Raw genomic sequence first — 25,799 nt, forward strand, 5'->3', positions numbered from 1 at the left:
GAAAACCCGGATCCGTTGCAACGCCTCTCGACGCCAAAGAGTCTACGTCGTCAGCCGACAGACGTTCGGACGCCCACGTTGGACAGTCGATTGTCCAGTGCAGTCACATCACCATGGTAGGTGGAGTCACCAAACCGGTTTCTCGGCCCGACCCGCCCAGGGGTAGCGCTCGCGGGCGCCGAGAAGGGCTTACGCTGGCGTTGTGAGCCCGTCCGACCGGCCCCTGCCCCAGGGACTTGACCTGCCCGAACTGCACGATGCCGTCGTCGTCGCGGCGTTCGAGGGGTGGAATGACGCCGGAGACGCCGCCAGTGACGCCCTCGAGCATCTCGATGCCATGTGGGAGGCCCGGAACCTCGTCGAGATCGACGACGAGAGCTACTACGACTACCAGGTGAATCGCCCCGTCATCCGCCAGGTCGACGGCGTCACGCGCGAGCTGGTGTGGCCGTCGATGAGCATCTCCCACTGCCGCCCACCGGGCTCGGATCGCGATGTGGTGTTGATGCACGGCGTCGAACCGAACATGCGCTGGCGCACCTTCTGCGCCGAGCTGCTGGCGATCCTGGACAAACTCAACGTGCAGACCGTCGTCATCCTGGGCGCGCTGCTCGCCGACACCCCGCACACCCGCCCGGTGCCGGTGTCCGGCGCGGCGTACTCGGCCGACTCGGCCAAGTTCTTCGGGCTCGAAGAGACCCGCTACGAGGGACCGACCGGCATCGCCGGCGTCTTCCAGGACGCCTGCGTGCAGGCCGGCATCCCGGCCGTCACGTTCTGGGCGGCGGTACCGCACTACGTGTCGCAGCCCCCGTGTCCCAAGGCCACCGTCGCGCTGCTGCGGCGCGTCGAGGACGCCCTCGACGTCGAGGTGCCCCTCGGCGATCTGCCGGCGCAGGCCGAGGAGTGGGAGCAGTCGGTCACCGAGATGACGGCCGACGACGAGGAGATCGCCGAATACGTGCAGTCCCTCGAAGAACGCGGCGACGCCGAGGTCGACATGAACGAGGCGCTCGGCAAGATCGACGGCGACGCGCTGGCCGCGGAGTTCGAGCGGTACCTGAAGCGCCGGGGCCGTTAGTTCCCCAGCCCGCGTAGTCCCCTATCCGCGAGTGGCCCTGTTTGTACACCGACACGCGGGTTCCAGCGAGCAGCTTGCGGCCGCTCGTGGGCGACGAGCTGCCCCCTTTTGTACGCGATCACCCGGTGTGTCGTGCACAAACACGGCCGCTCGCGGGAAAGAGAACTAAGGCACCTTCACGGGCTTGGGGGCCTTCCAGGTGCCGTCGAGCGCTTCGGGTTTGGGCCAGTACAGCCGCATCGCGATGATGAACGGGCCGGTCGGGGCGGGTAGCCAGTTGGCTTCGCGGGCCGGTCCCGGCGACTTGTTCTGCACGTTCAGCGTGATGCCGCCGTCGGGGTCCTTGATCAAGGTGGGCAGCATCGCCGAGTTGATGAGGTAGCGGTTGATGGGATTGGCCACCAGCAGGCTCTGCGGCATCTCGTACATGGTCACCGACCAGAAGGCGTTGACGGGCGGCAGCTGCCCCGGGGCGAACCGCAGCGTGTAGTTGTTGGCACCGGTCAGGGGCGCGCCGGTGCTGTCGTTCGACTCGCCCGGGTAGATCGCCTCGGCCGCGGTGTTGCCGTAGATCCCGAGCACCGCGCCGGCCATGCGGTACAGGTAGTTACCCCTGAGATCCGTTGCGGTGCCGAACAATTGAGCCGATGTCACTTCGCCGGTGTCGAACTTGTCCTTCTTGAAGGTCTCGAACGCCGCCCACGCGTCGGCGATGCCGGCCTCGACGGCCTTGCGGTTCTCGGGCGTCAGCTGGTCCGCTCGGTAGGTGCCGTCGGGACCGATGCCGATGGTGGCGAAGCGTTTCCACATCACCTCCTCGGCAGCCTGCACCGGGGCGAACTTCATTGCGAAGTTGAGGATTTCGAAGAACTTCGGCGAAGTGCGCTCGTCCTGCGCCGACAGCGGGGCGACGAAGTCGATGGCCGGCGCCGGCGGTGGCGGTGGCTGCTTCAGGAACGCCGACAACGGCGTTACCTGGTAACCGGCCTGAATCTTCTTGACGTTCTCGATGTCCGTCGGCCCGAAAAGCTGCGTGCGGTACAGCACGAAGGCCAGCTCGGTCGAGCTGCGGATGACCCGCTCGACGCCTGGCGGGGTCGCACCGTGCCAATTCGGCCCGGCCAGAAGGTATTTGCCCGCGCCGTTGCCCGTCGCGCGGCTACCGACGTACGCGATGTTGTAGGTATAGCCGTCGACGAACTGCAGCGAGTAGTACCGGCCCGGCTCGACGTCCGGCACACTCAGCACCAGCGGCTCGGCGCGCAGGTCGGCACCCAGGAACGAGTACGGGGTGTCCGAGTTGGGCGTCTGGATCGCCTTGTCCTCGGGAGTGAAGACGCGCGCGACGTTGTGGATCTGGTTCCAGGCGCCCTTGTACTCGGGCCCGGCCTTGTCGGCGAAGTACGAGTACTGGACCCGGTAGTTGTCGACCATCGGAAACCCGTATGTGTACGCGGATTTCGCGATGGCCCGCACCTGTTCCGGCGTCGGCGGGGATGACGGGGACGGGCTCGACGACTTCTCGTCTGCACACCCGGTGACCGCCAGCAGCATCGCGACGAAGCCCAGGGCGAAGAAACCGGCCCGCATGGTCAGTGCTTGTCGAGCTGCTCGGTGTGCGCGCTGGACGAGCGGCCCAGGGCGGCGACCTCGGCGTCCATGCGGGGCAGCAGGTCGGGCACGAACTTGGCCACTGGCACCTCGCCGATGCGCGTCGCCAGCAGTGGCCGCAGCCAGCGCAGCGCGCCGACCCAGCCGGGGCAGTTCACCCGCGTCTTGCGGCCCTCGATGCCGGCGACGAATGCCTCGCCGCACTTGTCGACCGACGTCGTCTTGCTGATGGGCCACGGCAGCTTGGTCAGCATCTCGGCGAACGTCGACAGGTCGGACTTGGTGTCGCGCACCATGGCGGTGTCGATCCAGGACATGTGCGCCGAGCCGACGTCGACGCCGCGGTACCCGACCTCCAGGCGCAGCGCGTTGGCGAAGTGCTCGACGGCGGCCTTGGAGGCGTTGTACGGCGCCAGGCCGGGAGCGGCGGTGTAGGCGGCCAGCGACGACACGATCAGGACGTAGCCGCGGCGATCGATGACCGACGGCAGCGTGGCGCGCACGGTGTGGAACACCCCGAGCACGTTGATGTCGAGCAGCCGTTTGAAGGCCTCGGGGTCGACCTGCAGCACCGAGCCGTAGGTAGCGATGCCGGCGTTCGCCATCACCACGTCGATACCGCCGAAGCGCTCGACGGCCGCGTCGGCGGCGGCCTGCATCGAGGACAGGTCGCGGACGTCGGCGACCACGGTCAGGACATCGTCACCGAGCGTGGCGGCCGTGGCGTCCAGCGCCGTCGCGTCGACATCGGTCAGCACCAGCTTGGCGCCCTTGCGGTGCAACCGGCGGGCCACCTCGGCCCCGACCCCCGCAGCACCACCGGTGATGAAGACGACTTTTCCGTACACAGAAGACATGGTCCGAAACGTACCCTCACGACGAAGTGACTAGAGGGTCACCCCGAGCAGCGCGTCGACGGTGTCGGCCACCAATCGCGGCGCGGCGGCGTCGTGCCCGCCGTATTCGAGGGCGTCCGTCGACCAGCCATCAAGGGCGGCAAGGACTTTCGGGGTATCGAGATCGTCGGCCAGGTACCGGCGCACCCGGGCGAGCAGATCCGTCGCATCCGGCCCGGCGGGCAGGGCGGTGGCCGCCCGCCAGCGCTGCAGCCGCACCTGCGCGGTGCTGAGGACCTCGGGGCTCCAGAAGCGGTCGGCGCGGTAGTGCCCGGCCATCAGACCGAGCCGGATGGCACCCGGGTCGACGCCGTCGGCGCGCAGCTGCGACACCAGCACCAGGTTGCCGCGGCTCTTGCTCATCTTGTGGCCGTCCCAGCCGATCATGCCGCCGTGCACGTAGTGGCGGGCGAAACGCCGCTCCCCCGTTACTGATTCGGCGTGGGCGGCAGAGAACTCGTGGTGCGGGAAGGTCAGGTCGCTGCCGCCGCCCTGGATGTCGAAACCCGCACCGAGGCGGTTCAGCGCGATCGCGGCGCACTCGATGTGCCAGCCCGGCCGGCCCGCGCCGAACGGCGACGGCCAACTCGGCTCGCCCGGGCGCTGCACCCGCCACAGCAGCGCGTCCAGCTGGCTGGCCTTGCCGGCGCGGTCGGGGTCGCCGCCGCGCTCGCCGAACAGCGCCAGCATGGTGTCGCGGTCGTAGCCCGACTCGTAGCCGAACTGGGTGGTGGCGTCGGCCCGGAAGTAGACATCGGGGTACTGAGCGTCGTCGATGACGTACGCCGCGCCGGACGCCAGCAGCTTCTCGACGAGCTCGACGACCTCGGCGACGGACTCGATGGCGCCGACGTAGTCGTGCGGCGGGAGCACCCGCAGCGCCGCCATGTCCTGCCGGAAGAGCTCGGTCTCGCGGTCGCCGAGGTCGCGCCAGTCGATGCCGTCGCGCGCGGCCCGCTCGAACAGCGGGTCGTCGACGTCGGTGACGTTCTGTACGTAGTGGACCTCGTGGCCGGCGTCGAGCCAGTACCGGTGCACCAGATCGAACGTCAGATAGGTGGCCGCGTGCCCCAGGTGGGTGGCGTCGTACGGCGTGATCCCGCAGACGTACATGGTGGCCTTCGGGCCCGCCGAGACCGGGCGGACCTGACGGTCGGCGGTGTCATAGAGCCGGAGTTCGGGACCGGCCTGTTTCGGTCGGCCCGGCAGGCTCGGGACGCTGGGCGCCAGCCACGATCGCATGACGTCGACTTTAGCCGTCGTCAACTCAGTGGAATGCCGCTGCCCGGCTTCGACTCCTGATACTCCTCCGAGAGTTCTTGATACCGCTGCGCAATCCGCGCGATGCGCGCGTGCAGGTCGCCGCGACGTGGCTCCGGCTCAGCATCGGCGAGTTCGCGAATCCCCCGGGCGGTCCAGAACGCGTTGCTGCGTCGATAGCCGCCCGGGTCAAGACCGAACAGTTCTTTGAGGATTCGCAGATCATGCGGAATCGCGAAGCTGTCGCGCGAATCCTCGTGGCTGAACAGGTAGTAGTAGTTGTCGAAACCGGCCCAGGTGATGGCCGACATGCACAGGGTGCAGGGCTCGTGCGTGCTCAGGAACAGCAGGTCACGCGTCGCCGGGCGATTTTCGATCTCGTAGAACTGATTGATTGTGTTGATCTCGCCGTGAAAGAGCGGATTACGCGTTTCCGCGTTGGTCCCCGCCAGCACCAGCGACAGGTCCGTTTTGCGCAGCAGCGCGGCCCCGAAGACCTTGTTGCCCGCGGCAACGCCCTGTGCGGTCAGCGGAAGGATGTCGGACTCGATCACGTCGAGCAGTCGCGGGACGAGCTCCATCTGATTACTCCTCATCGGTGGTTTTCGGAGCGAGTGGTTGTGCCGGGGCCGGTATCGTCCGCACGATGAGGCCGCCTGATCAGCCGCGGGTCGCCGGGCTGTTGTTGGCCGCGGGCGCGGGTCGCCGGTTCGGCATGCCGAAAGCGTTGGTGCCCGGTGCAATTGAGCGTGCCGTCGACGTGTTGTTCTCGGGTGGTTGCGCCTCTGTTGCCGTCGCTCTCGGCGCCGAATACGAACGCGCTGCGGCGCTCGCGCCCGACACTGCGGCGGTCATCGAGGTTACGGGGTGGGAGGAAGGCATCGCGGCGTCGCTGCGGGCGGGACTCGCGGCGATCGACGGTGACGCGGCGCTGATTCATCTCGTGGATCTGCCGGACGTCGGTCCGGCCGTCGTCTCGCGCTTGTGTGCTCTCGCGGATCGGGACCGGCTCGCCAGGGCGACGTACTCCGGCGCGCCCGGGCACCCCGTTCTGATCGGCCGCAGTCACTGGGACCGGGTCGCCATGAGTGCCCGCGGCGACCACGGCGCGCAGAACTACCTGAAAAGCGCTGGCGTGCTTCATGTTCCCTGCGAGGATCTGGCAACGGGCGAAGACACGGACACCCCCGGCCGCTGATGAACCTCGCCGTCGCGGTCACGCAGCGGAAGACCTGTGCCGCCTTCCCGCAGACTGATGACTTCCGCCATGATCGCGATGGCGATCTCCTGGGGAGTTCGAGCGCCGAGATCCAGCCCGATCGGAGAGGACAGCCGGGCCAGTCGACTGTCGTCGAGCCCCCGCTCGCGCAGCCGGGCCACCCGCTCGTCATGTGTTCTGCGCGAACCCAGCGCGCCGACGAAACCGACGTCGGGCAGCGACAGGGCCATCTCGAGCAGCGGCACGTCGAAGCGGTCGTCGTGCGTCAGGACGCAGATCGCGGTGCGCGCATCGATCAGCCCGGCGTCGACCTGCTGCCCGAGGTAGCGATCGGGCCAGTCCACGACAACCTCGTCGGCCATCGGGAACCGGTCTTTCGTGGCGAATACCGCTCGCGCATCGCACACCGTCACGCGGTAGCCGGTGAATGCCGCCGCGTGCGCGACGGCGGCGACGAAGTCCGTCGCGCCGAAGACGATCATTCGCGGTTTGGGCGCCAGTACGCGCGCGAAGACGACGTCGCCGTCCGGGCCCGTCAGCGTCCGGCTGGTGGCCAACGAGTTCGCAGCGCGCACCACGGCGTCGTCCAGCGAGCCGACGCCGAGGCTGCCCGTCACCGACCGGTCGGCGATCACCAGGTGGGCTCCGCTCCGGAGCGGAGCCGGCCCCGTAGAGCTGACGAGCGTGGCCAGGACAGCAGTCTGGCCCCGGTCGGCGACTTTCACCGCGAACTCGAGTTCGGCGACGTTCGACGGGCCGACGCGCTCGACGAAGACATCGATGGTGCCGCCGCACAGCAGGCCGACGGCGAACACCGACTCATCACCGGCGCCATAGCTGACGAGCCGCGGCTCGCCCGAGGCCAGCACCTCCAGCGCCAGCTCGTACACCGCGCTCTCCACGCAACCGCCGCTGATGGACCCGACGACGCTGCCGTCGCCGGTCACGAGCATCGATGTACCGGGCCCCCGCGGCGTTGATCCGCTGGCCGCGACCACCGTGCACAGCGCCACCGACTCACCGAGCCGGGTGCGGGCCAACAAATCCGCGATGACGTCCACGGTCAGTACTGAACCCGGTTGCTGTTGCCGATCCACGTCTCGAACGGCAGGAGTGACCGGTCCAGGCGGTGCTGCTGGACGGGGACTTCCCAGTGCGCCCGCGGCTTGTCGAACAATTCGTAGAAGGCCCGGTCGTCGAAACCGCCGACGGCCGCGTCGTGGCGGTCCGCCGCGAACACGATGCGATCGACCCTGGCCCACAAGGCCGCGGACAGGCACAGCGGACAGGGTTCACATGACGAGTAGAGCGTGTGTCCCGCAAGGCTGAAGTTCCCGATCCGCTCGCAGGCGGCCCGGATCGCCATCACCTCGGCGTGCGCGGTCGGATCCAGGTTCTGCGTCACCCGGTTCTGCCCGGTGGAGACCAGCTCACCGGCACCGACGACCACGGCACCGAACGGCCCGCCGCCGGCTTCGACGTTGGCGGTCGCCAGGTCGATCGCGACGGCGAGCCACTCCGGATCGGTACCCGCGAAAGTGTTCATTGTGGTGTTCCTTCCTGCGCCAGCCGCCAGACGCGGTCCCTCGACATGGGGAGTTCGTATGGACGCACGCCGATGGCGCGACGAATCGCGTTGGCGAGGGCGGGCGCCACGGGGTTGTACGGGGATTCGCTCATCGATTTCGCGCCGTACGGACCGAGGTCGTCGGCGGTCTCGGCGAACAGCACTGTCGTCTCCGGAATGTCGGCCATCTGGGGCACCCGGTACAGGCGGAATGTGGGCGTCGACACCCGGCCCGATTCGTCGATCATGATCTCTTCGTAGAGCGCCGACCCGATGCCCTGAGCGACGCCGCCTTCCACCTGTCCCCGGCACTGCGCCGGATTGACGACGGTGCCCGCGTCGGCGGCGTGCACCGACTGCAGAATCTTGACCGTCCCGGTCTCGGTGTTGACCGCGACCCGAAATCCCTGCACATTGAACGCGATCGAACGCAATTCACCCGTTTCGGCACCCGTCGTCTGGATGCCGTCGCCCACCCGGTACTGCGCCGGCGCGGCCGCGATGATGTCGCCGAATCGCACCAACCCGGTCGAGGTCTGCACCCCGTGTTCGCCCAGCGCGCCGACTTCGCCCGTCAGCTGAAAGACCGTGTCCAGGATCAGCTCTCGCATGCTCGACGCCGCGGCGTACAACGCCTTGCCCGCGACCGTGGTCCCCGCCGAGGCGAAGGCCCCCGTGTCGTAGTCGGCGGCATCGGTATCGCCGTTGCGCAGCGTGATCCGTTCCGGTGTGGTGGCCAGCGCGGTGGCGGCGATCTGCGTGTGGACCGTCGTGGTTCCGTTGCCGAATTCCACGGTCCCGATGCCCACCTCATAGCCGCCGCTCGGGGTGAGCCGAACGTTGACCGAGGAGTAATGGCCCCGCGGAGCCATGGTGGCGATCGCCGACAATGCGATGCCCTCCCCTGTCCGCCACTGAGCTCCCGTCGGCGCGGTCTCGTCATCGGCGCCGGCCAGGGCCTGCTCGACCAGGTCGAGGCACTGGTCGAGCCCGTAGCTGCCGTAGATCAGGTCCGGTTCGGGTTCGGGATGGGCGATCAACAAGTCGTCGCCGTCGCGCACCATGTTCGTGCGGCGAATGGTGAACGGGTCGATGCCCAGTTGCAGCGCCAGCTCATCGAGTGCGCTCTCGATGGCGAAGATCACCTGACCGAGCCCGTACCCGCGGAACGCGCCCGACGGCGGGTTGTTGGTGTAGACGGCCTCGGCGTCGACCCGCTTGACGGGGCATCGATAGACCGAAATCGACTCCGCGCAGCCGTGGAACATGACGCCCGGCGAGTGGTTTCCGTAGGCGCCGCCGTCGCTCAGCACGGCCAGCTTCATCGCCGTCAACGTGCCGTCAGAGCGGGCGCCGAGGGTGACGTCGACACGCATGGGATGGCGAAAGGCGGTCGCGGTGAGCTCATCGGTCCGCGACATCTCGTACGCGACCGGCCGCCCGGTGCGCAACACGGCGACCGCGACGAGGTCTTCGGTGAACATCTCCTGCTTACCGCCGAAACCGCCCCCGACCCGCGCGGTGTACACGCGCAGCCGGTCCTCGGTCAGGCCGAGCAGGTGGCACAGTTCCTTGCGAACCAGAAACGGAACCTGTGAGCTGGTGCGCAGGGTGAGCCGGCCGTCGTCGTCCAACCAGCCGATCGTGCCGTGGGCCTCCAACTGCGCGTGCGTGACCCGCGCGGTCCGCCACGTACCGCCGACGGTGACATCCGCGTTCGCCAGGGCCTCGTCGATGTCGCCACCGAAACCGTCGTGCATCGCCGCGATCACGTTGCGCGACGCGTCGGCGACGCCGTCGTCGAGCGTCCGGTCCGGATGTAGCAGCGGCGCGCCCGCCGACCTCGCGGCCTCCGGATCGAACACCGCGGGCAGCAGCTCGTACTCGACCACGATGCGCCGTGCCGCGTCGTGCGCGGCCGCGGGCGTGTCGGCGACCACCGCCGCGACCCGTTGACCGATGAAGCGGACGACCGGGTCGAACACGAGGGTGTCGTCCGGGTCGTCGGTCCGGATCTCGTGGCGCGCAGTGGAAAAGCGCGGCGTCGCGACGTTGCGGTGCGTGAGGATCACTTCGACGCCGGGGACCTTCTCGGCGGCCGCGGTATCGATCGCGAGGATCCGGGCGTGCGCATGAGGTGACCGCACCACCGCGAGATGCAGCAGCCCGGACACGTCGATGTCGAACGTGAAGGGCTCGCACCCGGTGACGATCCGTCGGCCGGCGGGCGGCCGCAGTGACTGTCCGATGGCCGGACCCGCCACGGCCACGCGGTCGCCGCTGCCGGTGACGGCCGCATGGATCGCCTCGCGAATCGGGCGGTAGCCGGTGCAACGACACAGGTTGCCCTTCATCCGGCGGTCGAGATCACCGAGGTCGTCCGGCTCGAGGGTGGCGGCGGTGACGATCATTCCGGCGGTGCAGAAGCCGCACTGGAAGGCGAAGTTGTCGCAGAACGCACGCTGCACCGGATGGAGGTCATCGCCGTCGGCGAGCCCGGCCACCGTGGTGACAGCGCGGCCGCCCACCCGCGCGGCGGGGTAAATGCAGGAGTGCACCGGTACGCCGTCGAGGATGACCGCACACGCCCCGCAGTCGCCGGCGTCGCATCCCCTCTTGACGTCGAGGTGCCCGGTTTCCCGGAGCAGCGTGCGCAAGCACTGCCCCGGGCGAGCATCGGCTTCGACGGTCGTGCCGTTGACATCAAATCTCATACGCACGCCACTACGCGGTGCCGCCGGCCGGTCGTCATCGCGCGATTCGCAGGCGTCGGGCGGAGGCAATGGGATTCGCGTCGGCCACCAGGTCGTCGAATCGCCACGCCGCGATCCGCGAGATCTCACTGAGCGCCGCCATGTGCTCGACCTGCGGGGAGTTGTCCAGGCGCCGCCAGCCGAGGGTCAGGATGTGTTCGCGCCGTTCCAGATCCCGAAGGCAGATGATGAGGGGGAAGCCGAATTTGGCTTCGTAGGCCGCAGAAAGCTCGCTGAATTCCTCGGCCTCCTCCTCGGTGAGACCGTCGAGACCCAGGTAGGCCAGATCGACTTTCGACACGTTGTGTTCCTGGGTCTGGGCGAGGTCCGGATACGCCTGCATCAACTCCATCTGTTCGGCGGGGGTGGCCGCGAGCAGCGCGGTCTGGACGGCGCCGCGCAGTGCGCGGGTGTCGGCGAACGGACGTTGCGCGAACGCGCGCTCGACCGGCCAAGCGAGGCCCTGGTAGAGGATCGAGAACGTCTTGACGAACTCCTCCTGCGTCATCTTGTTGACGGCATCGAGTCCGACCTCGCCGGTCCGTGGCGTGCCCGCAACCATCGGGCCGCGGTTCGGCCCGATGTGGAAGAACACGATGTTCAGGACGATCGCGGCAAGGGCGCCCAGCGTGATCCCTGAGCCACAGATGATCTGGGCCCACGCGGGAAAACTGAATTTCAGCAGCGGTTGGGCGGTGACGAGCATGCCCAGGCCGAGTGCGGTGCCGACGATCACGGCATTGCGGTGGTCGTTGAAGTCGACCTTCGACAGCGTCTGGATGCCCACCACAGCCACCGTGGCGAACAGCGCCAGCGATGCCCCGCCGAGCACCGAATGCGGGATCGCGGCCACGACGGCCGCGGCTTTGGGGAGATAGCCCAGCACGATCATGATGACCCCCGCGGTGGCGACCACCCAGCGGCTCTTGACCTGCGTCAAGCGAACGAGCCCGACGTTCTCCGCGAAGCACGTGTACGGGAACGAGTTGAGGACGCCGCCGATCGTGGTCGCCATGCCGTCGGCGCGCAGTGCTCTGGCAATGTCGTTTGCTCCCACGCGTTTACCCACGATCTCGGCCGTCGCGAAGACGTCACCCGTGGTTTCCACCGCGGTGATGATCATGACGACGATCATCGAGATGATCGCGGTGGCGCTGAATGTGGGCCAGCCGAAGTAGAAGGGTGTGGTCACGCCGAGCCAGTGGGACGTACCTACCGCACTGAAGTCGACATCCCCGAGCAGCGCGGCAACCGCGGTGCCGAGGACCAGCCCGGCCAGCACGGCGATCGTCGCGAGGAACCCGCGGAAGAGCCGCTGCATCACGATGATGATCAGCAGCGTGCCCGCGGCATACGCGAGATCCTTCAGTGCCACATCCGTTTTCATCGCCTCGGTGGTCGTGCCACCGACGATGTCGTTGGCCGCGACGGGCAGGAGCGCGATCCCGATGATCGTGATGACCGATCCGGTCACGACCGGCGGGAAGAAGCGCAGCAGCTTCGAGAAGTACGGCGCCATGAAGAAGGTGAAGAGTCCGGCGACGATCACCGACCCGTACACCGACAGCAGACCGGGAACTCCCGACAACCCACCGGCTGTGCCGATCGCGATCATCGGGCTGACCGCCGCGAAGGTCACCCCCTGGATCAACGGGAGTTTGACGCCCACTTTCCAGAAGCCGACGGACTGGATGATCGTCGCGATGCCACACGTGAACAGGTCGGCATTGATGAGGTGGATCGTCTGTTCGGGCGACAGCTTCAGGGCGCCGGCGACGATGATCGGAACCAGCACCGCGCCGGCATAGAACGCCAGCACGTGCTGCATCCCGTACACCGCGAGCTTGGGGATCGGCAACACTTCGTCGACGGGATGCACGGCCTTGCGCGCGACGTCGGCTCGGTCCGTCTCAATCGGCATGGCCCACCTCCAGGCGAGAAGAAATTTCTGAGCGAATGTCCACGGCGAGAACCGCGCTGACGGCCCGGCGCCAATCCGCGGACCCGAGCGGGTCCGTGTAATAGCCGGACGCGGCCAGGACGTCGGACCGGAGAGCTTCGGCGCCGGGCAGCTCCGGATAGCGAAAAACGGTGGGCGCCAGCGTCGCAGCCGTGACGGTGAAGACCGCCGACCCGTCGTCGTCGCGGCGGCCGCTGACGACGGCACCCGAGCGTCCGTACTCGGCCAGCGCGATGGTGCGCAGTGCCGCCCTGGAACGCAGCGCCCGTTCCGGCAGGTGCACGGCCCGCAGCACCTCGCCGTGGGCCAGCGAGTTGGTCCCGTTGCCGGTGACCAGATCCGCGACCGGGTCCCATCGGGTCTGGCCGTCAGGAGTCCAGATCTCGGCCACGCCGTCGAGGGCGACGGCAAGCGACACCATCGACGCGGCCGCGAACGACCGGCAGATGTTGCCTCCGACGGTGGCGACGTTCCAGATCTTGAACGAGGCGAGCAACGCATTGGCGCAGTCGCCGAAGAGCTGCTGGGCCGGCCACTCGGCGCGGCGCGGGTAGCGCACGAGTTCGGCGATGGTGCAGGTGGCCGCGATGCGCAGTCCGTCGCCGGTGCGCTCGATGGGGCACCAGTCCATGGTCGTGAGGTCGACGACACCGGCGAGCTCGGCCTGCGGTTCGGAGAACGTCCACGTTCCGCCGGCGACTAAGGACTCGCCGTCGGCAAGGCGCAGGTCGTCGCGGGTGCGCGCGAATCGGTACCGGCTGACGGTGTGCAGGTCCATGGCTCAGCAGAAACCTGGAATCGTGGCCCACGCCTCCGGCGCCTGCTCCGCGCCTTCGCGGGTGATCGTGGCTTGGATCAAGCCGTACGGCCGGTCGGCGGCGTAGAAGACCTCGTTCGGGTTCTCCAGACCGAACGGGCTGAGGTCGACGACGAAGTGGTGCTTGTTGGGACATGACAACTTCACTTCGGCGACCACATCGAACGTCTCGAGGATCGCCTTGCCGATCTCGAACAGCGTCTGTTGCAACGCGAGTGAGTGGACGCCGGCGAACGTGGCGAGCACGACCTCGGTGATGGCCTCGTGCAGCGCGTTGAAGTCGAGGGCGGTGCCGTCGGTGTCAGTGCTGAGGTAGCGCCACCATGCGGTGATGGACGTGGCCATGATGCGGTCGTCGGTCTCGACCAGCGTGGTGTATTTGTCGCGGGGGAAGCCGTGGAACTCCGATCCGGTCGACTTGAGCACGACGCAGTCCTTGATGCCGGACACCACCCACGTCGTGTCGCCGGCCATCTGGACGACCGTCGTCCGGACGAACTTGCCGGCCCGGACAAACGAGTGGTCGTGCGGCCTGCCGTCGACGACGATTCGCTCCCACGCGTATTCCTCTGCCTCCCAACGACCTCCGGTGACCCATTCGAAATCACCGACGAAGTGCCGGCCCAGGGCAATCAGGAAATCCTCGGGCGACTTCACGCCCACTTCTTTCGCGTAGGCGTACACGGTGTTCTTCTGCGTGTCGGTCGCGACGACGTGCGAGTTGTCACCCGCGTAGTGGCATGCGCTGAAATCGCCCCGCAATTGCGAGGTGACGTTCAGATCGATGATGCGATGTACGGGGGTGTCCCGGACGATGCGCACGAGGCGGTTCTCCGCTTTGCCGTACTGATTCGACCCGAGGACGATGTCACCCACTGCCACGATTTCCCCTGACGCACGTTGAACGGCTTACCGCTGCAACGTACGTTTCAGTTTTTGTTGGGGCGTCACCATTTCGTTTCAACCGTGTGACGGTGTTTTCCGCTCCAGAGACGGCCGATATGGCCTGGACCTGGACGTAAACGGATCGTAACAATCTCGTCAGGGCGAATCTTTGCTGCAACGCTAGATTCAGTCCATGGATCTTCAGACCTTCAACTCTGCGTTGCCTGAGGAAGCCGAAGAGGTGCTGCGTCCCTGCGCCGATATTGCGTCCTGGCTCAGCGCGGTTGTCGCCGCGCGGCCTTTTGCGACCATCAGTGAACTCGAGTCGGCGGCCGCGCGCGCCGCCGCCGATTGGAGCGTCGACAACCTGGACCAGGCGCTGGCACAGCACCCGCGCATCGGCGAACGAGCCGACGGAACATCGGTCGAGTCCGGCCTCTCCCGCGGCGAACAGCCGGCCATGCCCGACGGGCTGGCAGCAACGATGGCCAGGGCCAACGCGGACTATGAGGCGAAGTTCGGGCGCATCTTCCTCATCCGCGCGAAGGGCCGCAGTGCCGCGGACATCTATGACGCCCTGCGATATCGGCTGTCGCTGGAACCCGAGGAGGAAGCCGCCATCGCCATCGGCCAGCTTCGGGAGATCGCACTGCTCCGCTTGGCAGAAAGGGTGACGCCATGACATCGCCGGCCGCGCAGACGTCCCTGTCCACCCATGTGCTCGACGCGGCCCGCGGGAAACCCGCCGCGGATCTCGAGGTCGTCCTGAGCCGAATGAACGAGCAGGTGGCGACCGCACACACCGACGACGACGGCCGAATTCGTTGGGACGTCCCACTGAATCCCGGTGACTACCAACTGCATTTCGCGACGGGCGCCTGGTTCGCCAGTGCCGATCGGGAGACGTTCTACCCCGCCGTCGACGTGCACGTCACGATCGGAGCGGGCCACACGCACGTCGCGCTGTTGCTCAGCCCGTTCGCATACACCACCTACAAGGGCAGCTGATGCGCGCGGACGAGCCGGACTCGCTGGAGGCGAGAATCGCGAATTGCTATGCGTCCCTTAGCCCGCAGGAACGCCGCGCTGCCGATGTGCTGCTCGCGCATGCGGGCGATGCCGGTACCTATCGCGCCAGCGAACTCGCCACCATGGCCGACGTCTCGAAGGCGACGTTCTCCCGGCTGGTGCGCGCCCTGGAATTCACCAACTTCGATGCCATGCGTGAGCACCTGCGCGCCCTGCGGCGATCAGGTGTGCCCGTCGCCATCGAGCGCGCGCCCGACGTCAGCGCCATCATCTCGCAGGACATCGCGAACCTGCACGCCATGCACGCGCTGCTGGATGAGGCCGTGGTCGAGGCCATCGCAGAGAAGATCGCCACTGCCCGTCGCGTCGCCGTCTGCGGCTACCGGAGCAGCCTGGCCGCGGCAACCGTGCTGAGGCTGAACCTCGCACAGATCCGGCCCGACACCTGGCTGGCGCCCAGTTCGGGTCAGTCCGTTGCCGAGGACATCGCGGACTTCGATGAGCAGGACCTCGTCATCGCGATGTCATTCCGGCGCCACGGCCGGTGGGCCAAAGAACTCGTCGACTGGGCTTCCGACTCGCGAATTCCGTTGGCGCTCTTCGCCGATGACCAACTGCGTGCGCTCGCGGCACGTGCCACCTGGTGGCTCGAATGCCCGAACGTCTCCCCCGGCGCGTTCGACAGCCACGCTGCGGTGATGAGCCTCGTTGCCGTGCTGTCCGATCGCGTCCTCGCCCTCACGCCTGACGGCGCGCAGCGCATCGACCGCGTCAACTCGGTCCACGAGACACTTGGCGCACCGCATCGAGCAACGAATCGGCGAACTCCGGGCGGCACATGACGAAGTCCGGCAGGTACGGATCGGGCCGGTTGTACCGCAGCGGCGAGCCGTCGAGACGCGACGCGAACAGCCCCGCCGCCTGCACCACGCCGGCCGGTGCCGCCGAGTCCCATTCCCACTGCCCGCCGGCGTGCACGTAGGCGTCGACGTCGCCGCGCACCACGGCCATCGCCTTGGCGCCGGCCGAGCCGATGCCGACGAGTTCCATGTCGAGCACATCGCGCAGCCACCACACGACGGCCGGCGGCCGGTAGGTACTGGTGGCAACGCGGATGGGGCCGGGACGACGCGGTGGCGGTCCGGTCACGGTGTCGGTGCGATGCACCTCGCCGTGCGCCGGTAGCGCGACGGCCGCGTCGGTGATGGACCCGTCCGGGCTGCCGTCGCGCTGCCACAGCGCGATGTGGACGGCCCAGTCCGGCCGCCCGCGCCCGAACTCGCGGGTGCCGTCGACAGGGTCGACGATCCACACCCGGTCCGAGCGCAGGCGCACCAGATCGTCGGCGGCCTCCTCGGACAGGATGGCGTCGTCGGGGCGGGCCGTGCGCAGCCGATCGAGAATCAGCGTGTTGGCGTGCCGGTCGCCGGCCGCGCCGAGGGTGTACGGATCGTGGGAGCCGAGCCGGTCGCGCACCGACAGCAGGAATTCCCCGGCCTCCTGCGCGACCTCGGCGGCCAGCGCGACATCGGTCTGCGCCCTGCCACTGTCCGCCATGCCCATGAGTATCGCCGAGGGCAACGTCACAGCCGAAATCGCCCATTCACAGGCACGTTGCAGGCTGCTGGCAGGTCCTGCCGAAATAGGCCTCATAGCATTTCGGACAACTATTTACCGGGTAGTCAGCAAGGAGGACGTCATGAAGTTGGCGAAGACATTCGGATTCGTGGGCATCGCCGCAGCAGTGACGATGGGCGTACTCGGCGTGACCAACGCACCTGCGCCGGCCGTCGCGCCCGTCGCCTCGTCGGGACATGGCGCCACGTCGGGTGAATACACCCAGCCGACGGTCGCCGGTATCAACATGGGCTCCACCGAAGCGCCGACGACGCCCAGCAGCGTCGAGCCCGTCACCGTCGCTTCCCCGCCGGTGAAGGCCAAGCCGTACTCCGGCTGAGCTGACCGACAGGCACGGAAAAGGGCTCCGGAATTCCCGGAGCCCTTTTCCTTTGGGGCACAGCCTACTTCGGTGTCGCACCCGGAGCGCGGACCACCATCGGCACGGCCGGGAAGTACGACGCCATCTCCGACCGCGACCGGCGCAGCGCCGCGGTGCCGTAGCCGCGGTGGCGGTACTCGGGGTGGACCCAGATGCGGACGTTGACCTCGCCGCCGTCCAGCTCACCGAACACCATGCCGACCTTGGCGCCGTCTTCCTCGGCCACGAACCACACCGCTTCCTCGGCGTTGACGCGGGCAAGCGCGGCCTTGATCTCGTCGTCCAGGTCGCCGGCGGCACGGCCCGAGCCGTCACCGGACGCACCGACATCGGTGGTGCGGGTGGCGAAGATGTCGCGGTCGGCGGCACCGGAGAACGGGCGCAGCGACAGGTTGTCCCCGAAGCTGGCGGGGCGGTCCTTCACCGCAAAGGACAACTGGCTGTTCAGATCTTCCAGCTCGTCGGCGATGCGCTTGCGGGCGTCCTTGGTCAGCAGATCGAAGGACATCGCCATGACCTGCTCGCCCCCGGCATGCGAGGTGCCCAGCAGCTTCGCGATGGCATCAACGGCGGCAGCCTTGTTGTCGGCTTCGACGATGACGTCGAGCACCTCGTGCCGGCGGTCCAGTGCTTTCTGGAGCGCATCGGTGATCTCGCGGCGGGCTGCGGCCTTGTCGTGGTCGGTCATGCCGACGAGCCTAGAGCACTACCGATCGGTAGGACTGCCGAAATCACTACGCAAATCGCCACCTGTGTGCAAACTGCGATCAAAAGGCCGGCCACGGGATCGGCCGGTGCCGATCCGGGGTGGGCATGATCGGATTGTCAAGCAGCTCAACAACTCTCGCCTGCAGCGCGGCAATCTCAGGGCGGGTGAGGTGTGGGGCCAGCGTCGCGGCGAGACCGTCGTGCAGGGCGTCCCGCAATGCGGCGACCGCACCGAGCACGTCGTCGTCGATCGGTTTTCCGGCCCAGCCCCACAGCACCGTCCGCAGCTTGTCGTCGGCATGCAGGCTGACGCCGTGGTCGACGCCGTACACCTGGCCGTCGGCACCGGCCAGCACGTGGCCGCCCTTGCGGTCGGCGTTGTTGATCAGCACGTCGAACACCGCCAGCCGGTGCAGCCGGGCGTCGTCGGCGTGTACCAGCACCACTTCGTCGCCCTTGTGGTCGTAGGCGCGCAGGATGGGCAGGTATCCCGCCGGCACCCGGCCGGCCGGTACGAGGTCGACGAGGTCCGGGCCGGGCGGCGGTTCGGTTTCGCTGAGCGCGTCGCCAGGCTGGTCGACCCAGCGCTGCACCATGCCCGGGCCCGCCGGGCCGTCACGAATGATGGTGTGCGGCACCAGGTTCCAGCCCAGCGCGGCAGACACCAGGTAAGCCGCCAGCTCGCGTCCGGCCAGGGTGCCGTCGGGGAAGTCCCACAGCGGCGCCTCCCCGGAGATCGGCTTGTACACGCAGTGCAGCAGGGCATCGTCCAGCTCGGCTTCGCACAGGAACGTGGCGTTGCTGGCCGACCTGATGCGCCCGAGCGCCGTCAGCTCACCGCGTTGCAGAATCCGCTCGGCGTCAGGAGGCGTCATCCGGCTCATCACCGTCGGCATCCAGCATGCCGCGCCGATACCCGTTGGTGCGCACGCAGATATGCCCCTCCGGGTCGAGCGGCTCCTCGCACAGCGGGCACGGCGGCCGGCCGGCGGAGATCACCCGGTTGGAGCGGTTCGCGAAGTCCCGGGCCGACCGCGGACTCAGGAACACCCGCACGGCGTCGGGACCTTCCTCGGCGTCGTCGAGCACGACGGAGGCATCGAATTCCGAGTCGGTGACGGCCAGCAGCTCGACCACCACGGTCTGCGCTTCGGAGTCCCAACCCAGACCCATGGTGCCGACCCGGAATTCGGCGTCCACAGGCATCACGAGTGGGTTGAGGTCGGTCACCTCGCCGGTGTCGGGCGGGATCGGCGTGCCGAACCGGCGGTTGATCTCGACCAGCAGGGCGGAGATGCGTTCGGCCAGGACCGCGACTTGCTGCTTCTCCAGCATGACCGAGACGACCCGCTGGTCGTGCACGGCCTGCAGGTAGAACGTCCGGTTACCAGGCTGCCCAACGGTCCCGGCCACGAAGCGGTCGGGAGAACGGAAGACGTGAATTGCGCGAGCCATGGCACCTTTCAAAATACCGGTTCACCGGTCTAATCGGTCGAGCCGCCGACGGTTGCGTCGTGTGTCGGTACGGCATCGTCGGGCTTGCCGGGCTGGTCGGATTTGGGTTCCGCGGGCGGGGGGCGAAGCGACGAGGAGAGATCCGTGCCGGTGTGGTTGACGTGCAGGACGAACGGCCGGTGCGGCGTGTAGCGGATGACGCTCATCGAGGCCGGGTCGGCGACGATCCGCTGGAAGCCGTCGAGGTGCACGCCCAGGGCGTCGGCCAGCACCGCCTTGATGACGTCGCCGTGCGTGCAGGCGATCCACAGCGTGTCGCCGTCGTGCTCCTGCGCCAGGGCCCGGTCGATCTCGCGGACGGCGGCCACCGCGCGCGACTGCACCTGGGCCAGCCCCTCACCGTCCGGGAACACCGCGGCGCTGGGCTGCTGCTGGATGACGGGCCACAGCGGCTCTTTGACGAGGTCGGCGATCTTGCGGCCGGTCCAGCCGCCGTAGTCGACCTCGGTCAGCCGGTCGTCGACGCGCGGTTCGATACCGAGCGCCGCGGCCAGCGGGGCGACAGTGTTCTGGCAGCGCAGCAGCGGCGAACGGACGATGGCCTTGACCGGCAGCTCGCCGATTCGGGCGACGACACCGTCGGCCTGCGCGCGGCCCTTGTCGTCGAGGTCGACGCCCTCGGACCGGCCGGCCAGGGTGTGGGCGGTGTTGGACGTCGAGCGTCCGTGCCGCAGCAAGATGACGGTCATGCGGCCACCACCCCGGTGCCGAGCAGCGCCAGCACCGTCGCGCCGAGCACGACGCGGTAGCCGACGAACCAGTACATGCTGTGCCGCACCAGGAATTTCAGGAACCAGGACACCGCGGCGTAGCCGACGACGAACGCGATCAAGATGGCGACGGTCAGCTGCGCGCCGGTGGCGCTCATGCCTTCGGTGACGGGCTTGAAGGCGTCGGGCAGCGAGAACAGGCCGGAGGCCAGCACCGCCGGGATGGCGAGCAGGAAGCCGAAGCGCGCCGCCAGCTCGCGGTTCATGCCGAGGAACAGGCCGGCGCTGATGGTCGCGCCGGACCGCGACACCCCCGGCACCAGCGCCAGGCACTGCGCCAGGCCGACGATGACGCTGTCCTTCCAGGTCAGCTGCTCGACGTCGCGGGTCTGCTTGCCGGCGTACTCGGCGAGGGCGATCACCGCGGAGAACACGATCATCGCGGTGGCGATGACCCACAGATTGCGGGCGCCGGAACGGATCTGGTCCTTGAACAGCAGTCCCAGCACACAGATCGGGATGGTGCCGATGATCACCCACCAGCCCAGCCAGTAGTCGGCGGTGCGGCGGGCAGCGTCGGTCAGCCCGGCGAACCAGGCGGTGAGGATGCGCCAGATGTCCTTGGCGAAATAGATCAGCACCGCGGCCTCGGTCCCGAGCTGGGTGACCGCGGTGAACGACGCGCCCGCATCATCGGCGAAGAAAACCCGGGAGGCGATGGCCAGATGGCCCGACGACGACACCGGCAGAAACTCGGTGAGCCCCTGGAGGACGGCCAGCACGATCGTCTGCCACCAGCTCATGGCTGCCACGTCAGTCACGCCGACGACCGTACCGTGAGCGGCAGGCGCAGGCGTTAGTGGTTGCGCTGCACCGGTTGTGCGTCGGCGACCGCGTCGCGTACGGCGGCGGCGAGACTGCGCTCGTCGTGCACGTCGACGTGCGCCAGGCTTCGCGAGGACACCGCGACGACGTCCTCTTCCTGCGGCACCGGCCCCGACAGACGCGGGCGGTAGACCTCCACAATCAACACGCGCTTGTCGTCAAGGCGAAATGAAAAACTCCGGCCGTCGCCAACTTGGCCAAACCCGCTGGCCCGCAGACCTGTCGAAAGGTCTTCGATAGCAAAATTACCGTTGGCCAGATCGCCGTCGGTGGCAATGCTCATGGTCCCGACCATACCCCTCCGGTACGTGACGTACCCGCCTGAAGCAGATAATTGACGTCAAAATATTTGCCTAAACTGGCAATTAGCGATTAACCGCCGTTCACCGACCGAAAGCCAGCCTGTGTCAATGGATCACCATCCCATTAATTGTCGGCTGCGTGAATATCGGGTGGGTCTAACGAGATTCGCGACGGCCGCGCTGGCCGTCGGCACGCTGGCGGCGTGCTCGTCACATCCGGCCGAGACGGCGCCGCCGACCATCTCGCCCGCACGCGCCGCGGTGTCACCCCCGGTCACCGGCGCTCCCGACGGCGTCGTCCGCTCCCTTCCCGGGCCCGGCACCGGCGCCGCCTTCGACACGGCGACGGCGTCGCTCGTCGTGCTCGGCACCGACGCCGGACGTCCGGTGGTGACGGTGCCCGGCACACCGCCGGTGGTCCTGCCGGCCGCTGCGACGGGCGTCACAGTCGACGGCGCGGGCACGGCGTTCCTGTCCACCCGCGGCGGCTACCTGCGGTTCGACATCGGCAAGCGCACGGTGCAAGCGGTCACGGTCGACGGCCAGTCCGGCACCGATTTCACCTCGATCGCCCGGCGGGCCGACGGGAAACTGGCATTGGGCACCGCCGACGGGGCGGTGCTGATCGTCGACGGCACCGCGGTGAAGTCCCGGATGAAGGCCTTCGCCCGCGTGGACGGCCTTGCCGCGCAAGGCAATACCGTCGTGGTCCTGGACCGCGGGCAAACCTCGGTGACCGAGGTGAACGCCGACGGCACCGACGTCGCCCAGGCGCTACGCGCCGGTGAAGGCGCCACCACGCTGGCCGCCGATCCCGCCGGGCGGGTGCTGGTGGCCGACACGCGCGGCGACGGCCTGCTGGTCTTCGGGACGACACCGCTCATGCTGCGGCAGCAGGCGCCGGTGCGGGGCGCGCCGTACGGCATCGTCGGATCGGCGAAACTCGCCTGGGTTTCACAGACCGCGACGAACAGCGTGGTTGGTTACGATCTTTCGACTGGTATCCCCGTCGAGAAAGTCCGATATCGCACCGTGCAGCAGCCCGACGTCCTCTCCTTCGACGAACGCACCGGCACCTTGTTCGTGGTGTCGGGGTCGGGCGCCGGGGTCCAGGTGATCGCGAACGCCGCCGCGGGGCCGGGGTCGGGCGGCCACTGATGCAGCGGGGGCGGATGCCGGCAGCGTGGGCGGAGGACTTGTCCGACGACTACGAATGGATTCCGCTCCGACTGCCGCCGGAAGTGACCAGGCTGTCGGCGTCGATCCGGCTGTCGATCGAGGCCGAATACCGCGGGTGGGAACTGACGCGCGTGCGCCTCTATACCGACGGTTCGCGCCGGGTGCTGCTGCGCCGCCGCAAGATCAGGACGGGCGACGCGACGGGAAATGTGCCCGGGGCGGGCGAAACGACGGGCCAGGTGCCCGATAGGTTGGCGCCCGAACAGCCGTCGATGTGAGGAGCCGTTGATGTATCGCGCCCTGCGCTGGGTGTTCTTCCTGGTGTCCCCGGAGCGGATTCACACCTGGGTGTTCGCGCTGCTGCGCGTCGCGACCGGATTGGCCGTCAGCCGCCGGTTGCTGGCCAAGTGGCTGGCCCCGTCGGATCCGGTGTTGGAGACGACGGTGTTCGGCGTGACGTTCCCGGGCCCGGTGGGCCTGGCAGCCGGCTTCGACAAGAACGGCAGTGGCATCAACGCCTGGGGCCCACTGGGTTTCGGCTACGCCGAGGTGGGCACCGTGACGGCGCAGGCGCAGCCCGGCAACCCGGCGCCGCGGCTTTTCCGGCTGCCCGAGGATCGCGCGCTGCTGAACCGCATGGGCTTCAACAACCACGGGGCAGGCGAGCTCGCCATCAAGCTGACCCGCAGCCAGTCCACCGTGCCCATCGGCGTGAACATCGGCAAGACCAAGGTCACCCCGCCCGAACACGCCGTCGATGACTACGCCGAGAGCACCCGCCTGTGCGGGCCACTGGCCGACTTCGTCGTGGTGAACGTCAGCTCGCCGAACACGCCCGGGCTGCGTGACCTACAGGCCGTGGCGTCGCTACGACCGATCCTGGCCGCCGTGCGCGCCGAGACGACCAAGCCCGTGCTGGTGAAGATCGCGCCCGACCTGTCCGACGACGACGTCGACGAGATCGCCGACCTGGCCGTCGAACTGGGCCTCGCGGGGATCGTCGCGACCAACACCACGATCTCTCGTGAAGGGCTGCTGACGCCCGGCGTCGCCGAGCTGGGCGCGGGCGGCGTGTCCGGGGCGCCGGTGGCCGCGCGGTCGCTCGAGATCCTGCGGCGGCTGCACAAGCGCGTCGGCGATCAGCTGGTGCTGATCAGCGTCGGTGGCATCGAGACCGCCGACGACGCCTGGGAGCGCATCCTCGCCGGCGCCTCCCTGGTGCAGGGCTACACCGGCTTCATCTACGGCGGCGGCCTGTGGGCCAAGCACATTCACGACGGCGTGGCCGCGAAGTTGAAGGCCGGTGGCTTCGCTTCACTGGCCGATGCGGTGGGTTCGGGCGCGTAGCTCGGCCTAGTAAACCTCCAGCGGCATGACACCGAGTTCGTCCAAGGTCTGCTGCACGTGCTCGCGCAGCACGGCCTTGGTGTTCTCGGCGCCTACCTGATAGCCCACGACGCCCAGGGTGACCTTGCCGTTGTGGCGCAGGGCCGTCACCACCAGCAGGCCGCCGGGCTGCTCGATGTCGCGTTTCTTGACGTTCTGCTCGACACCCCAACAGATCACGTAATCGGCCTGGCGGACTCCGTCGATACGGCCGACCAGCTCCGGCACGTCGCCGACATTGGAGCAGGTCACCGGAAGCTCGCCGAGCACCATGGCCGCAGTATGGCGGACCGCCCGCCGCGGGATGAACGGCGTCAGTGGCAACAGCTGGAAGGACTCGTCCGGCTGCTCCCGGGCGCGGCGCAGCGCGGTGCGGATCTCGCCGCGCAGCGCAGTCAGGTCGGTTGTGGCCGAAGCGGGATCGACGGTGAACGTCGTGAACGTCATCGCGTTGGCCCTGGTGTCCTCGAAGGACGTGCGGTCGTTGATCGCGACCATCAACGAGATGGCGCCGTCCCGCGCACGCTGGCGGCCCATCCGTACGCCCAGTCGCGTGGCGAACGCAGCGACCAGTGAATGGCCGTTTCCGCCGAGTTCTACTGCACGCGCATCGAAGTGATCGAGGTCGATGATGGCGGACGCGAACGGCACGTGCACGAGTTCGTCACCGGAGGCAGACCCTCCTGTCGACGGTGTTGCCGTCATCTCGCCGCGCCGCTCTCGGGCCAGTTTGGCGGCGACCTTGACCGTCCTCCGGAGCTCCGGCAGGTCCCTGAAGGTCTGTCGCAGGTCGGAACGGATCGCCTGCAGACGGGTCCGGGATCGCGGCCGCTCGTAGCCGAGGTCGCGCTCGTTGCCCAGGACCGCGTCCATGAACGCGACGACCGAGCCGCTGCCGTCGATCAGACAGTGCGAGAGCACTATCGCGACCGCCGTCGAGCCATCGGTGAAAGGCTGCACCCCCAGGTGCCAACCCGGCCCGCGCTCGGGATCGATCGGGATCTGGGCACGCTCCTCCAGCCAGTCGCTCAGTCCTGAACGTGGACAGGGAGTTTCGGCGACGTCGACCGGCCGCGGCGGGCCTGACGCGGCCACCCAACGATGACGGCCGAACGGCAGTGGGGAGCGCTCGATGTACCGCGCCACCATCCCCTTGCCGAAGTTCTCGTTGAACCGGCGCAACCCGTCGAGGTCCACCGGCCCCTCGTAGAACCACAGCGCCATGCCGACCTGGACCCGGCCATTGGCCCGGTACGACAGGAAGGTGGCCTGGTCGATGTAGTCGAGGCGGTCCTCGTCCGTCGGCGCCGAGCGCTTATTCACCGAAGTGGATGTGGACAAAGCTGATGGCCCCCTTCAGGTTCGGCAAGCGTCGCTGCCCCGACCTCGGTCCGATAGTAGGTCGGGCGATGACGAGCCGCGACCCGGCGCGCGCGGCCTATTTCTGCTCGTACGTGCCGTGGATGACGGCCCGGGCGATGGCCTGCGTGAACAGGTTGAAGCCCAGGAACGCCGGGGTGGCATCCTCGGGGATGTCCAGCTTTTCCACAGGTAGTGCGTGCACCGCGATGTAGTAGCGGTGCGGGCCGTGGCCGGCCGGCGGGGCGGCGCCCAGGAAGCGCTTGAGGCTCGCGTCGTTGGTCAGAGTGATGGCGCCGCCGGGCAGCGCCTCGCCGTTGCCCGCGTCGGCGGCCAGCTCGGTCACGTCGGCGGGCAGGTTGGCGACGGCCCAGTGCCAGAAGCCCGACGCGGTCGGTGCGTCGGGGTCGTAGACGGTGACGGCGAAGCTGCGGGTCTCGGCCGGGAAGCCCGACCAGCTCAGCTGCGGCGAGACGTCTTCTCCCCCGGCGCCGAAGATGCCACTGACCTGAGCGTTGGCCAACGGGCCGCCGTCGGTCAGCGATGTCGAGGTCAGGGTGAAGGTCGGCAGCTGCGGCAGGTTGTCATACGGCGAAGCGGTCATGTTGTCCTTAAGTTTGTAGTTGCAGTTACTTCGTATTGCTGAGCGTTACGTTTGGCTGTGACCCGGGTGGGTCG

Annotated in this window: 28 protein-coding genes; 9 read left to right on the forward strand and 19 right to left on the reverse strand. The window is 68.1% G+C overall.

Translation table 11 applies throughout. The features are described 5' to 3' along the window. The first annotated feature begins 223 nt into the window (after positions 1–223). Positions 224–1,081 carry a PAC2 family protein gene (locus ACJH7A_RS24705; RefSeq protein WP_406776168.1) on the forward strand — a complete coding sequence of 286 codons (858 nt, stop codon included), beginning with the start codon at positions 224–226 and terminating at the stop codon, positions 1,079–1,081. A gap of 165 nt (positions 1,082–1,246) precedes the next feature. On the opposite strand, the gene ACJH7A_RS24710 is transcribed toward ACJH7A_RS24705, so the two are convergent. The 4 genes from ACJH7A_RS24710 to ACJH7A_RS24725 are packed head-to-tail and all read right to left on the reverse strand — an operon-like array spanning position 1,247 to position 5,429. After that, the gene (locus tag ACJH7A_RS24710) at positions 1,247–2,671 is read right to left on the reverse strand and encodes a DUF1254 domain-containing protein (protein WP_212812015.1); all 1,425 of its coding nucleotides are present in this window, start codon (positions 2,669–2,671) and stop codon (positions 1,247–1,249) included. A 2-nt stretch (positions 2,672–2,673) separates the two neighbouring features. Further along, positions 2,674–3,549, reverse strand: a complete 876-nt coding sequence (locus ACJH7A_RS24715) for an SDR family oxidoreductase (protein ID WP_212812016.1) — start codon at positions 3,547–3,549, stop codon at positions 2,674–2,676. 30 nt (positions 3,550–3,579) lie between these two features. Then, complete coding sequence (gene mshC / locus ACJH7A_RS24720) at positions 3,580–4,830, reverse strand: cysteine--1-D-myo-inosityl 2-amino-2-deoxy-alpha-D-glucopyranoside ligase (RefSeq protein WP_406802858.1); 1,251 nt, start codon at positions 4,828–4,830, stop codon at positions 3,580–3,582. 20 nt (positions 4,831–4,850) lie between these two features. Further along, entirely contained in the window at positions 4,851–5,429 is a 579-nt protein-coding gene (locus ACJH7A_RS24725) for a nucleoside deaminase (protein ID WP_406802859.1), read from the reverse strand. Positions 5,430–5,494: 65 nt separating this feature from the next. On the opposite strand from ACJH7A_RS24725, the gene ACJH7A_RS24730 reads away from it, so the two are divergent. After that, the gene (locus ACJH7A_RS24730; protein ID WP_406802860.1) at positions 5,495–6,046 is read left to right on the forward strand and encodes an NTP transferase domain-containing protein; all 552 of its coding nucleotides are present in this window, start codon (positions 5,495–5,497) and stop codon (positions 6,044–6,046) included. Here the strand turns inward: ACJH7A_RS24730 and ACJH7A_RS24735 are convergent. From ACJH7A_RS24735 to pucL, 6 genes are read right to left on the reverse strand one after another with little or no spacing between them, the layout of a single operon-like run. Beyond that, on the reverse strand, positions 5,989–7,128 hold the full coding sequence (locus ACJH7A_RS24735; RefSeq protein WP_406802861.1) for an XdhC family protein: 1,140 nt from the start codon (positions 7,126–7,128) through the stop codon (positions 5,989–5,991). The two genes, ACJH7A_RS24730 and ACJH7A_RS24735, sit on opposite strands and share 58 nt — an antisense overlap. Before the next feature lie 2 nt (positions 7,129–7,130). Beyond that, complete coding sequence (locus ACJH7A_RS24740; RefSeq protein WP_406802862.1) at positions 7,131–7,613, reverse strand: nucleoside deaminase; 483 nt, start codon at positions 7,611–7,613, stop codon at positions 7,131–7,133. Beyond that, the gene (locus ACJH7A_RS24745) at positions 7,610–10,348 is read right to left on the reverse strand and encodes a molybdopterin-dependent oxidoreductase (protein ID WP_406802863.1); all 2,739 of its coding nucleotides are present in this window, start codon (positions 10,346–10,348) and stop codon (positions 7,610–7,612) included. The genes ACJH7A_RS24740 and ACJH7A_RS24745 overlap by 4 nt, the downstream gene beginning before the upstream one ends. A gap of 34 nt (positions 10,349–10,382) precedes the next feature. Beyond that, positions 10,383–12,308 (reverse strand): 2-oxo-4-hydroxy-4-carboxy-5-ureidoimidazoline decarboxylase, encoded by a 1,926-nt coding sequence (gene uraD, locus ACJH7A_RS24750; protein ID WP_406802864.1) that lies wholly within the window; start codon positions 12,306–12,308, stop codon positions 10,383–10,385. Continuing rightward, positions 12,298–13,125: an FAD binding domain-containing protein gene (locus ACJH7A_RS24755; RefSeq protein ID WP_406802865.1), complete on the reverse strand. Its 828-nt coding sequence runs from the start codon at positions 13,123–13,125 to the stop codon at positions 12,298–12,300. Before ACJH7A_RS24755 ends, uraD (ACJH7A_RS24750) begins: the two co-directional genes overlap by 11 nt. Positions 13,126–13,128: 3 nt before the next feature. After that, entirely contained in the window at positions 13,129–14,040 is a 912-nt protein-coding gene (gene pucL, locus ACJH7A_RS24760) for a factor-independent urate hydroxylase (RefSeq protein ID WP_406802868.1), read from the reverse strand. 202 nt (positions 14,041–14,242) lie between these two features. Between pucL and uraD (ACJH7A_RS24765) the strand changes: the two genes are divergently transcribed. Genes uraD (ACJH7A_RS24765) through ACJH7A_RS24775 form a run of 3 tightly spaced genes read left to right on the forward strand, consistent with a single transcriptional unit; the run spans position 14,243 to position 15,920 of the window. After that, positions 14,243–14,731: a 2-oxo-4-hydroxy-4-carboxy-5-ureidoimidazoline decarboxylase gene (uraD, locus tag ACJH7A_RS24765; RefSeq protein ID WP_406802866.1), complete on the forward strand. Its 489-nt coding sequence runs from the start codon at positions 14,243–14,245 to the stop codon at positions 14,729–14,731. Beyond that, the gene (gene uraH, locus ACJH7A_RS24770; RefSeq protein ID WP_318987204.1) at positions 14,728–15,057 is read left to right on the forward strand and encodes a hydroxyisourate hydrolase; all 330 of its coding nucleotides are present in this window, start codon (positions 14,728–14,730) and stop codon (positions 15,055–15,057) included. The genes uraD (ACJH7A_RS24765) and uraH overlap by 4 nt, the downstream gene beginning before the upstream one ends. After that, entirely contained in the window at positions 15,057–15,920 is an 864-nt protein-coding gene (locus ACJH7A_RS24775) for a MurR/RpiR family transcriptional regulator (protein ID WP_318987205.1), read from the forward strand. Before uraH ends, ACJH7A_RS24775 begins: the two co-directional genes overlap by 1 nt. Here the strand turns inward: ACJH7A_RS24775 and ACJH7A_RS24780 are convergent. Next, the gene (locus ACJH7A_RS24780; protein WP_318987218.1) at positions 15,850–16,641 is read right to left on the reverse strand and encodes a 3'(2'),5'-bisphosphate nucleotidase CysQ; all 792 of its coding nucleotides are present in this window, start codon (positions 16,639–16,641) and stop codon (positions 15,850–15,852) included. The two genes, ACJH7A_RS24775 and ACJH7A_RS24780, sit on opposite strands and share 71 nt — an antisense overlap. 136 nt (positions 16,642–16,777) lie before the next feature. Here ACJH7A_RS24780 and ACJH7A_RS24785 point away from each other — a divergent pair, with 136 nt between their 5' ends. Beyond that, entirely contained in the window at positions 16,778–17,035 is a 258-nt protein-coding gene (locus tag ACJH7A_RS24785) for a hypothetical protein (RefSeq protein WP_406802867.1), read from the forward strand. Positions 17,036–17,099: 64 nt separating this feature from the next. Here the strand turns inward: ACJH7A_RS24785 and ACJH7A_RS24790 are convergent, their stop codons facing one another. The 6 genes from ACJH7A_RS24790 to ACJH7A_RS24815 form a co-directional block, all read right to left on the reverse strand. Next, on the reverse strand, positions 17,100–17,765 hold the full coding sequence (locus tag ACJH7A_RS24790) for a GNAT family N-acetyltransferase (protein WP_293019310.1): 666 nt from the start codon (positions 17,763–17,765) through the stop codon (positions 17,100–17,102). A gap of 79 nt (positions 17,766–17,844) precedes the next feature. After that, entirely contained in the window at positions 17,845–18,660 is an 816-nt protein-coding gene (locus ACJH7A_RS24795; protein WP_293019312.1) for an SCO1664 family protein, read from the reverse strand. Further along, positions 18,647–19,240: a DUF3090 domain-containing protein gene (locus ACJH7A_RS24800; protein ID WP_293019314.1), complete on the reverse strand. Its 594-nt coding sequence runs from the start codon at positions 19,238–19,240 to the stop codon at positions 18,647–18,649. The genes ACJH7A_RS24795 and ACJH7A_RS24800 overlap by 14 nt, the downstream gene beginning before the upstream one ends. Positions 19,241–19,269: 29 nt before the next feature. Further along, the gene (locus ACJH7A_RS24805; RefSeq protein WP_226521478.1) at positions 19,270–19,989 is read right to left on the reverse strand and encodes a histidine phosphatase family protein; all 720 of its coding nucleotides are present in this window, start codon (positions 19,987–19,989) and stop codon (positions 19,270–19,272) included. Beyond that, entirely contained in the window at positions 19,986–20,813 is an 828-nt protein-coding gene (locus ACJH7A_RS24810; RefSeq protein WP_346414626.1) for an undecaprenyl-diphosphate phosphatase, read from the reverse strand. The genes ACJH7A_RS24805 and ACJH7A_RS24810 overlap by 4 nt, the downstream gene beginning before the upstream one ends. Before the next feature lie 53 nt (positions 20,814–20,866). Further along, positions 20,867–21,178 carry a hypothetical protein gene (locus ACJH7A_RS24815; RefSeq protein WP_061006446.1) on the reverse strand — a complete coding sequence of 104 codons (312 nt, stop codon included), beginning with the start codon at positions 21,176–21,178 and terminating at the stop codon, positions 20,867–20,869. Positions 21,179–21,305: 127 nt separating this feature from the next. Between ACJH7A_RS24815 and ACJH7A_RS24820 the strand changes: the two genes are divergently transcribed. Genes ACJH7A_RS24820 through ACJH7A_RS24830 form a run of 3 tightly spaced genes read left to right on the forward strand, consistent with a single transcriptional unit; the run spans position 21,306 to position 23,723 of the window. Further along, on the forward strand, positions 21,306–22,355 hold the full coding sequence (locus ACJH7A_RS24820) for a YncE family protein (protein ID WP_371824536.1): 1,050 nt from the start codon (positions 21,306–21,308) through the stop codon (positions 22,353–22,355). Next, positions 22,355–22,654 carry a DUF5703 family protein gene (locus tag ACJH7A_RS24825; RefSeq protein WP_138248676.1) on the forward strand — a complete coding sequence of 100 codons (300 nt, stop codon included), beginning with the start codon at positions 22,355–22,357 and terminating at the stop codon, positions 22,652–22,654. Before ACJH7A_RS24820 ends, ACJH7A_RS24825 begins: the two co-directional genes overlap by 1 nt. Before the next feature lie 10 nt (positions 22,655–22,664). Then, positions 22,665–23,723, forward strand: coding sequence for a quinone-dependent dihydroorotate dehydrogenase (locus ACJH7A_RS24830; RefSeq protein ID WP_226521475.1), 1,059 nt, complete (start codon positions 22,665–22,667; stop codon positions 23,721–23,723). A 6-nt stretch (positions 23,724–23,729) separates the two neighbouring features. Here the strand turns inward: ACJH7A_RS24830 and ACJH7A_RS24835 are convergent, their stop codons facing one another. Both ACJH7A_RS24835 and ACJH7A_RS24840 read right to left on the reverse strand, forming a co-directional pair. After that, a complete protein-coding gene (locus ACJH7A_RS24835; protein ID WP_346414618.1) occupies positions 23,730–25,085 on the reverse strand; it encodes a hypothetical protein in 1,356 nt (451 codons plus the stop codon). Between the two features lie 115 nt (positions 25,086–25,200). Beyond that, a complete protein-coding gene (locus ACJH7A_RS24840) occupies positions 25,201–25,725 on the reverse strand; it encodes a YbhB/YbcL family Raf kinase inhibitor-like protein (protein WP_346414619.1) in 525 nt (174 codons plus the stop codon). Positions 25,726–25,799 lie beyond the last annotated feature (74 nt).

Source organism: Mycobacterium sp. SMC-17, assembly GCF_045310915.1.
In the GTDB taxonomy this organism is placed as follows: domain Bacteria; phylum Actinomycetota; class Actinomycetes; order Mycobacteriales; family Mycobacteriaceae; genus Mycobacterium.

What these genes read in the sequence shown, in the direction of transcription:
- ACJH7A_RS24710 (WP_212812015.1), bottom strand. Translation starts at nt 2,671, where the DNA reads ATGCGGGCCGGTTTCTTCGCCCTGGGCTTCGTCGCGATGCTGCTGGCG.
- ACJH7A_RS24715 (WP_212812016.1), bottom strand. Translation starts at nt 3,549, where the DNA reads ATGTCTTCTGTGTACGGAAAAGTCGTCTTCATCACCGGTGGTGCTGCG.
- mshC (WP_406802858.1), bottom strand. Translation starts at nt 4,830, where the DNA reads ATGCGATCGTGGCTGGCGCCCAGCGTCCCGAGCCTGCCGGGCCGACCG.
- ACJH7A_RS24725 (WP_406802859.1), bottom strand. Translation starts at nt 5,429, where the DNA reads ATGGAGCTCGTCCCGCGACTGCTCGACGTGATCGAGTCCGACATCCTT.
- ACJH7A_RS24730 (WP_406802860.1), top strand. Translation starts at nt 5,495, where the DNA reads ATGAGGCCGCCTGATCAGCCGCGGGTCGCCGGGCTGTTGTTGGCCGCG.
- ACJH7A_RS24740 (WP_406802862.1), bottom strand. Translation starts at nt 7,613, where the DNA reads ATGAACACTTTCGCGGGTACCGATCCGGAGTGGCTCGCCGTCGCGATC.
- ACJH7A_RS24745 (WP_406802863.1), bottom strand. Translation starts at nt 10,348, where the DNA reads ATGAGATTTGATGTCAACGGCACGACCGTCGAAGCCGATGCTCGCCCG.
- uraD (WP_406802864.1), bottom strand. Translation starts at nt 12,308, where the DNA reads ATGCCGATTGAGACGGACCGAGCCGACGTCGCGCGCAAGGCCGTGCAT.
- ACJH7A_RS24755 (WP_406802865.1), bottom strand. Translation starts at nt 13,125, where the DNA reads ATGGACCTGCACACCGTCAGCCGGTACCGATTCGCGCGCACCCGCGAC.
- uraD (WP_406802866.1), top strand. Translation starts at nt 14,243, where the DNA reads ATGGATCTTCAGACCTTCAACTCTGCGTTGCCTGAGGAAGCCGAAGAG.
- uraH (WP_318987204.1), top strand. Translation starts at nt 14,728, where the DNA reads ATGACATCGCCGGCCGCGCAGACGTCCCTGTCCACCCATGTGCTCGAC.
- ACJH7A_RS24775 (WP_318987205.1), top strand. Translation starts at nt 15,057, where the DNA reads ATGCGCGCGGACGAGCCGGACTCGCTGGAGGCGAGAATCGCGAATTGC.
- ACJH7A_RS24780 (WP_318987218.1), bottom strand. Translation starts at nt 16,641, where the DNA reads ATGGGCATGGCGGACAGTGGCAGGGCGCAGACCGATGTCGCGCTGGCC.
- ACJH7A_RS24785 (WP_406802867.1), top strand. Translation starts at nt 16,778, where the DNA reads ATGAAGTTGGCGAAGACATTCGGATTCGTGGGCATCGCCGCAGCAGTG.
- ACJH7A_RS24790 (WP_293019310.1), bottom strand. Translation starts at nt 17,765, where the DNA reads ATGACCGACCACGACAAGGCCGCAGCCCGCCGCGAGATCACCGATGCG.
- ACJH7A_RS24795 (WP_293019312.1), bottom strand. Translation starts at nt 18,660, where the DNA reads ATGACGCCTCCTGACGCCGAGCGGATTCTGCAACGCGGTGAGCTGACG.
- ACJH7A_RS24800 (WP_293019314.1), bottom strand. Translation starts at nt 19,240, where the DNA reads ATGGCTCGCGCAATTCACGTCTTCCGTTCTCCCGACCGCTTCGTGGCC.
- ACJH7A_RS24805 (WP_226521478.1), bottom strand. Translation starts at nt 19,989, where the DNA reads ATGACCGTCATCTTGCTGCGGCACGGACGCTCGACGTCCAACACCGCC.
- ACJH7A_RS24810 (WP_346414626.1), bottom strand. Translation starts at nt 20,813, where the DNA reads ATGAGCTGGTGGCAGACGATCGTGCTGGCCGTCCTCCAGGGGCTCACC.
- ACJH7A_RS24815 (WP_061006446.1), bottom strand. Translation starts at nt 21,178, where the DNA reads ATGAGCATTGCCACCGACGGCGATCTGGCCAACGGTAATTTTGCTATC.
- ACJH7A_RS24820 (WP_371824536.1), top strand. Translation starts at nt 21,306, where the DNA reads ATGGATCACCATCCCATTAATTGTCGGCTGCGTGAATATCGGGTGGGT.
- ACJH7A_RS24825 (WP_138248676.1), top strand. Translation starts at nt 22,355, where the DNA reads ATGCAGCGGGGGCGGATGCCGGCAGCGTGGGCGGAGGACTTGTCCGAC.
- ACJH7A_RS24830 (WP_226521475.1), top strand. Translation starts at nt 22,665, where the DNA reads ATGTATCGCGCCCTGCGCTGGGTGTTCTTCCTGGTGTCCCCGGAGCGG.
- ACJH7A_RS24840 (WP_346414619.1), bottom strand. Translation starts at nt 25,725, where the DNA reads ATGACCGCTTCGCCGTATGACAACCTGCCGCAGCTGCCGACCTTCACC.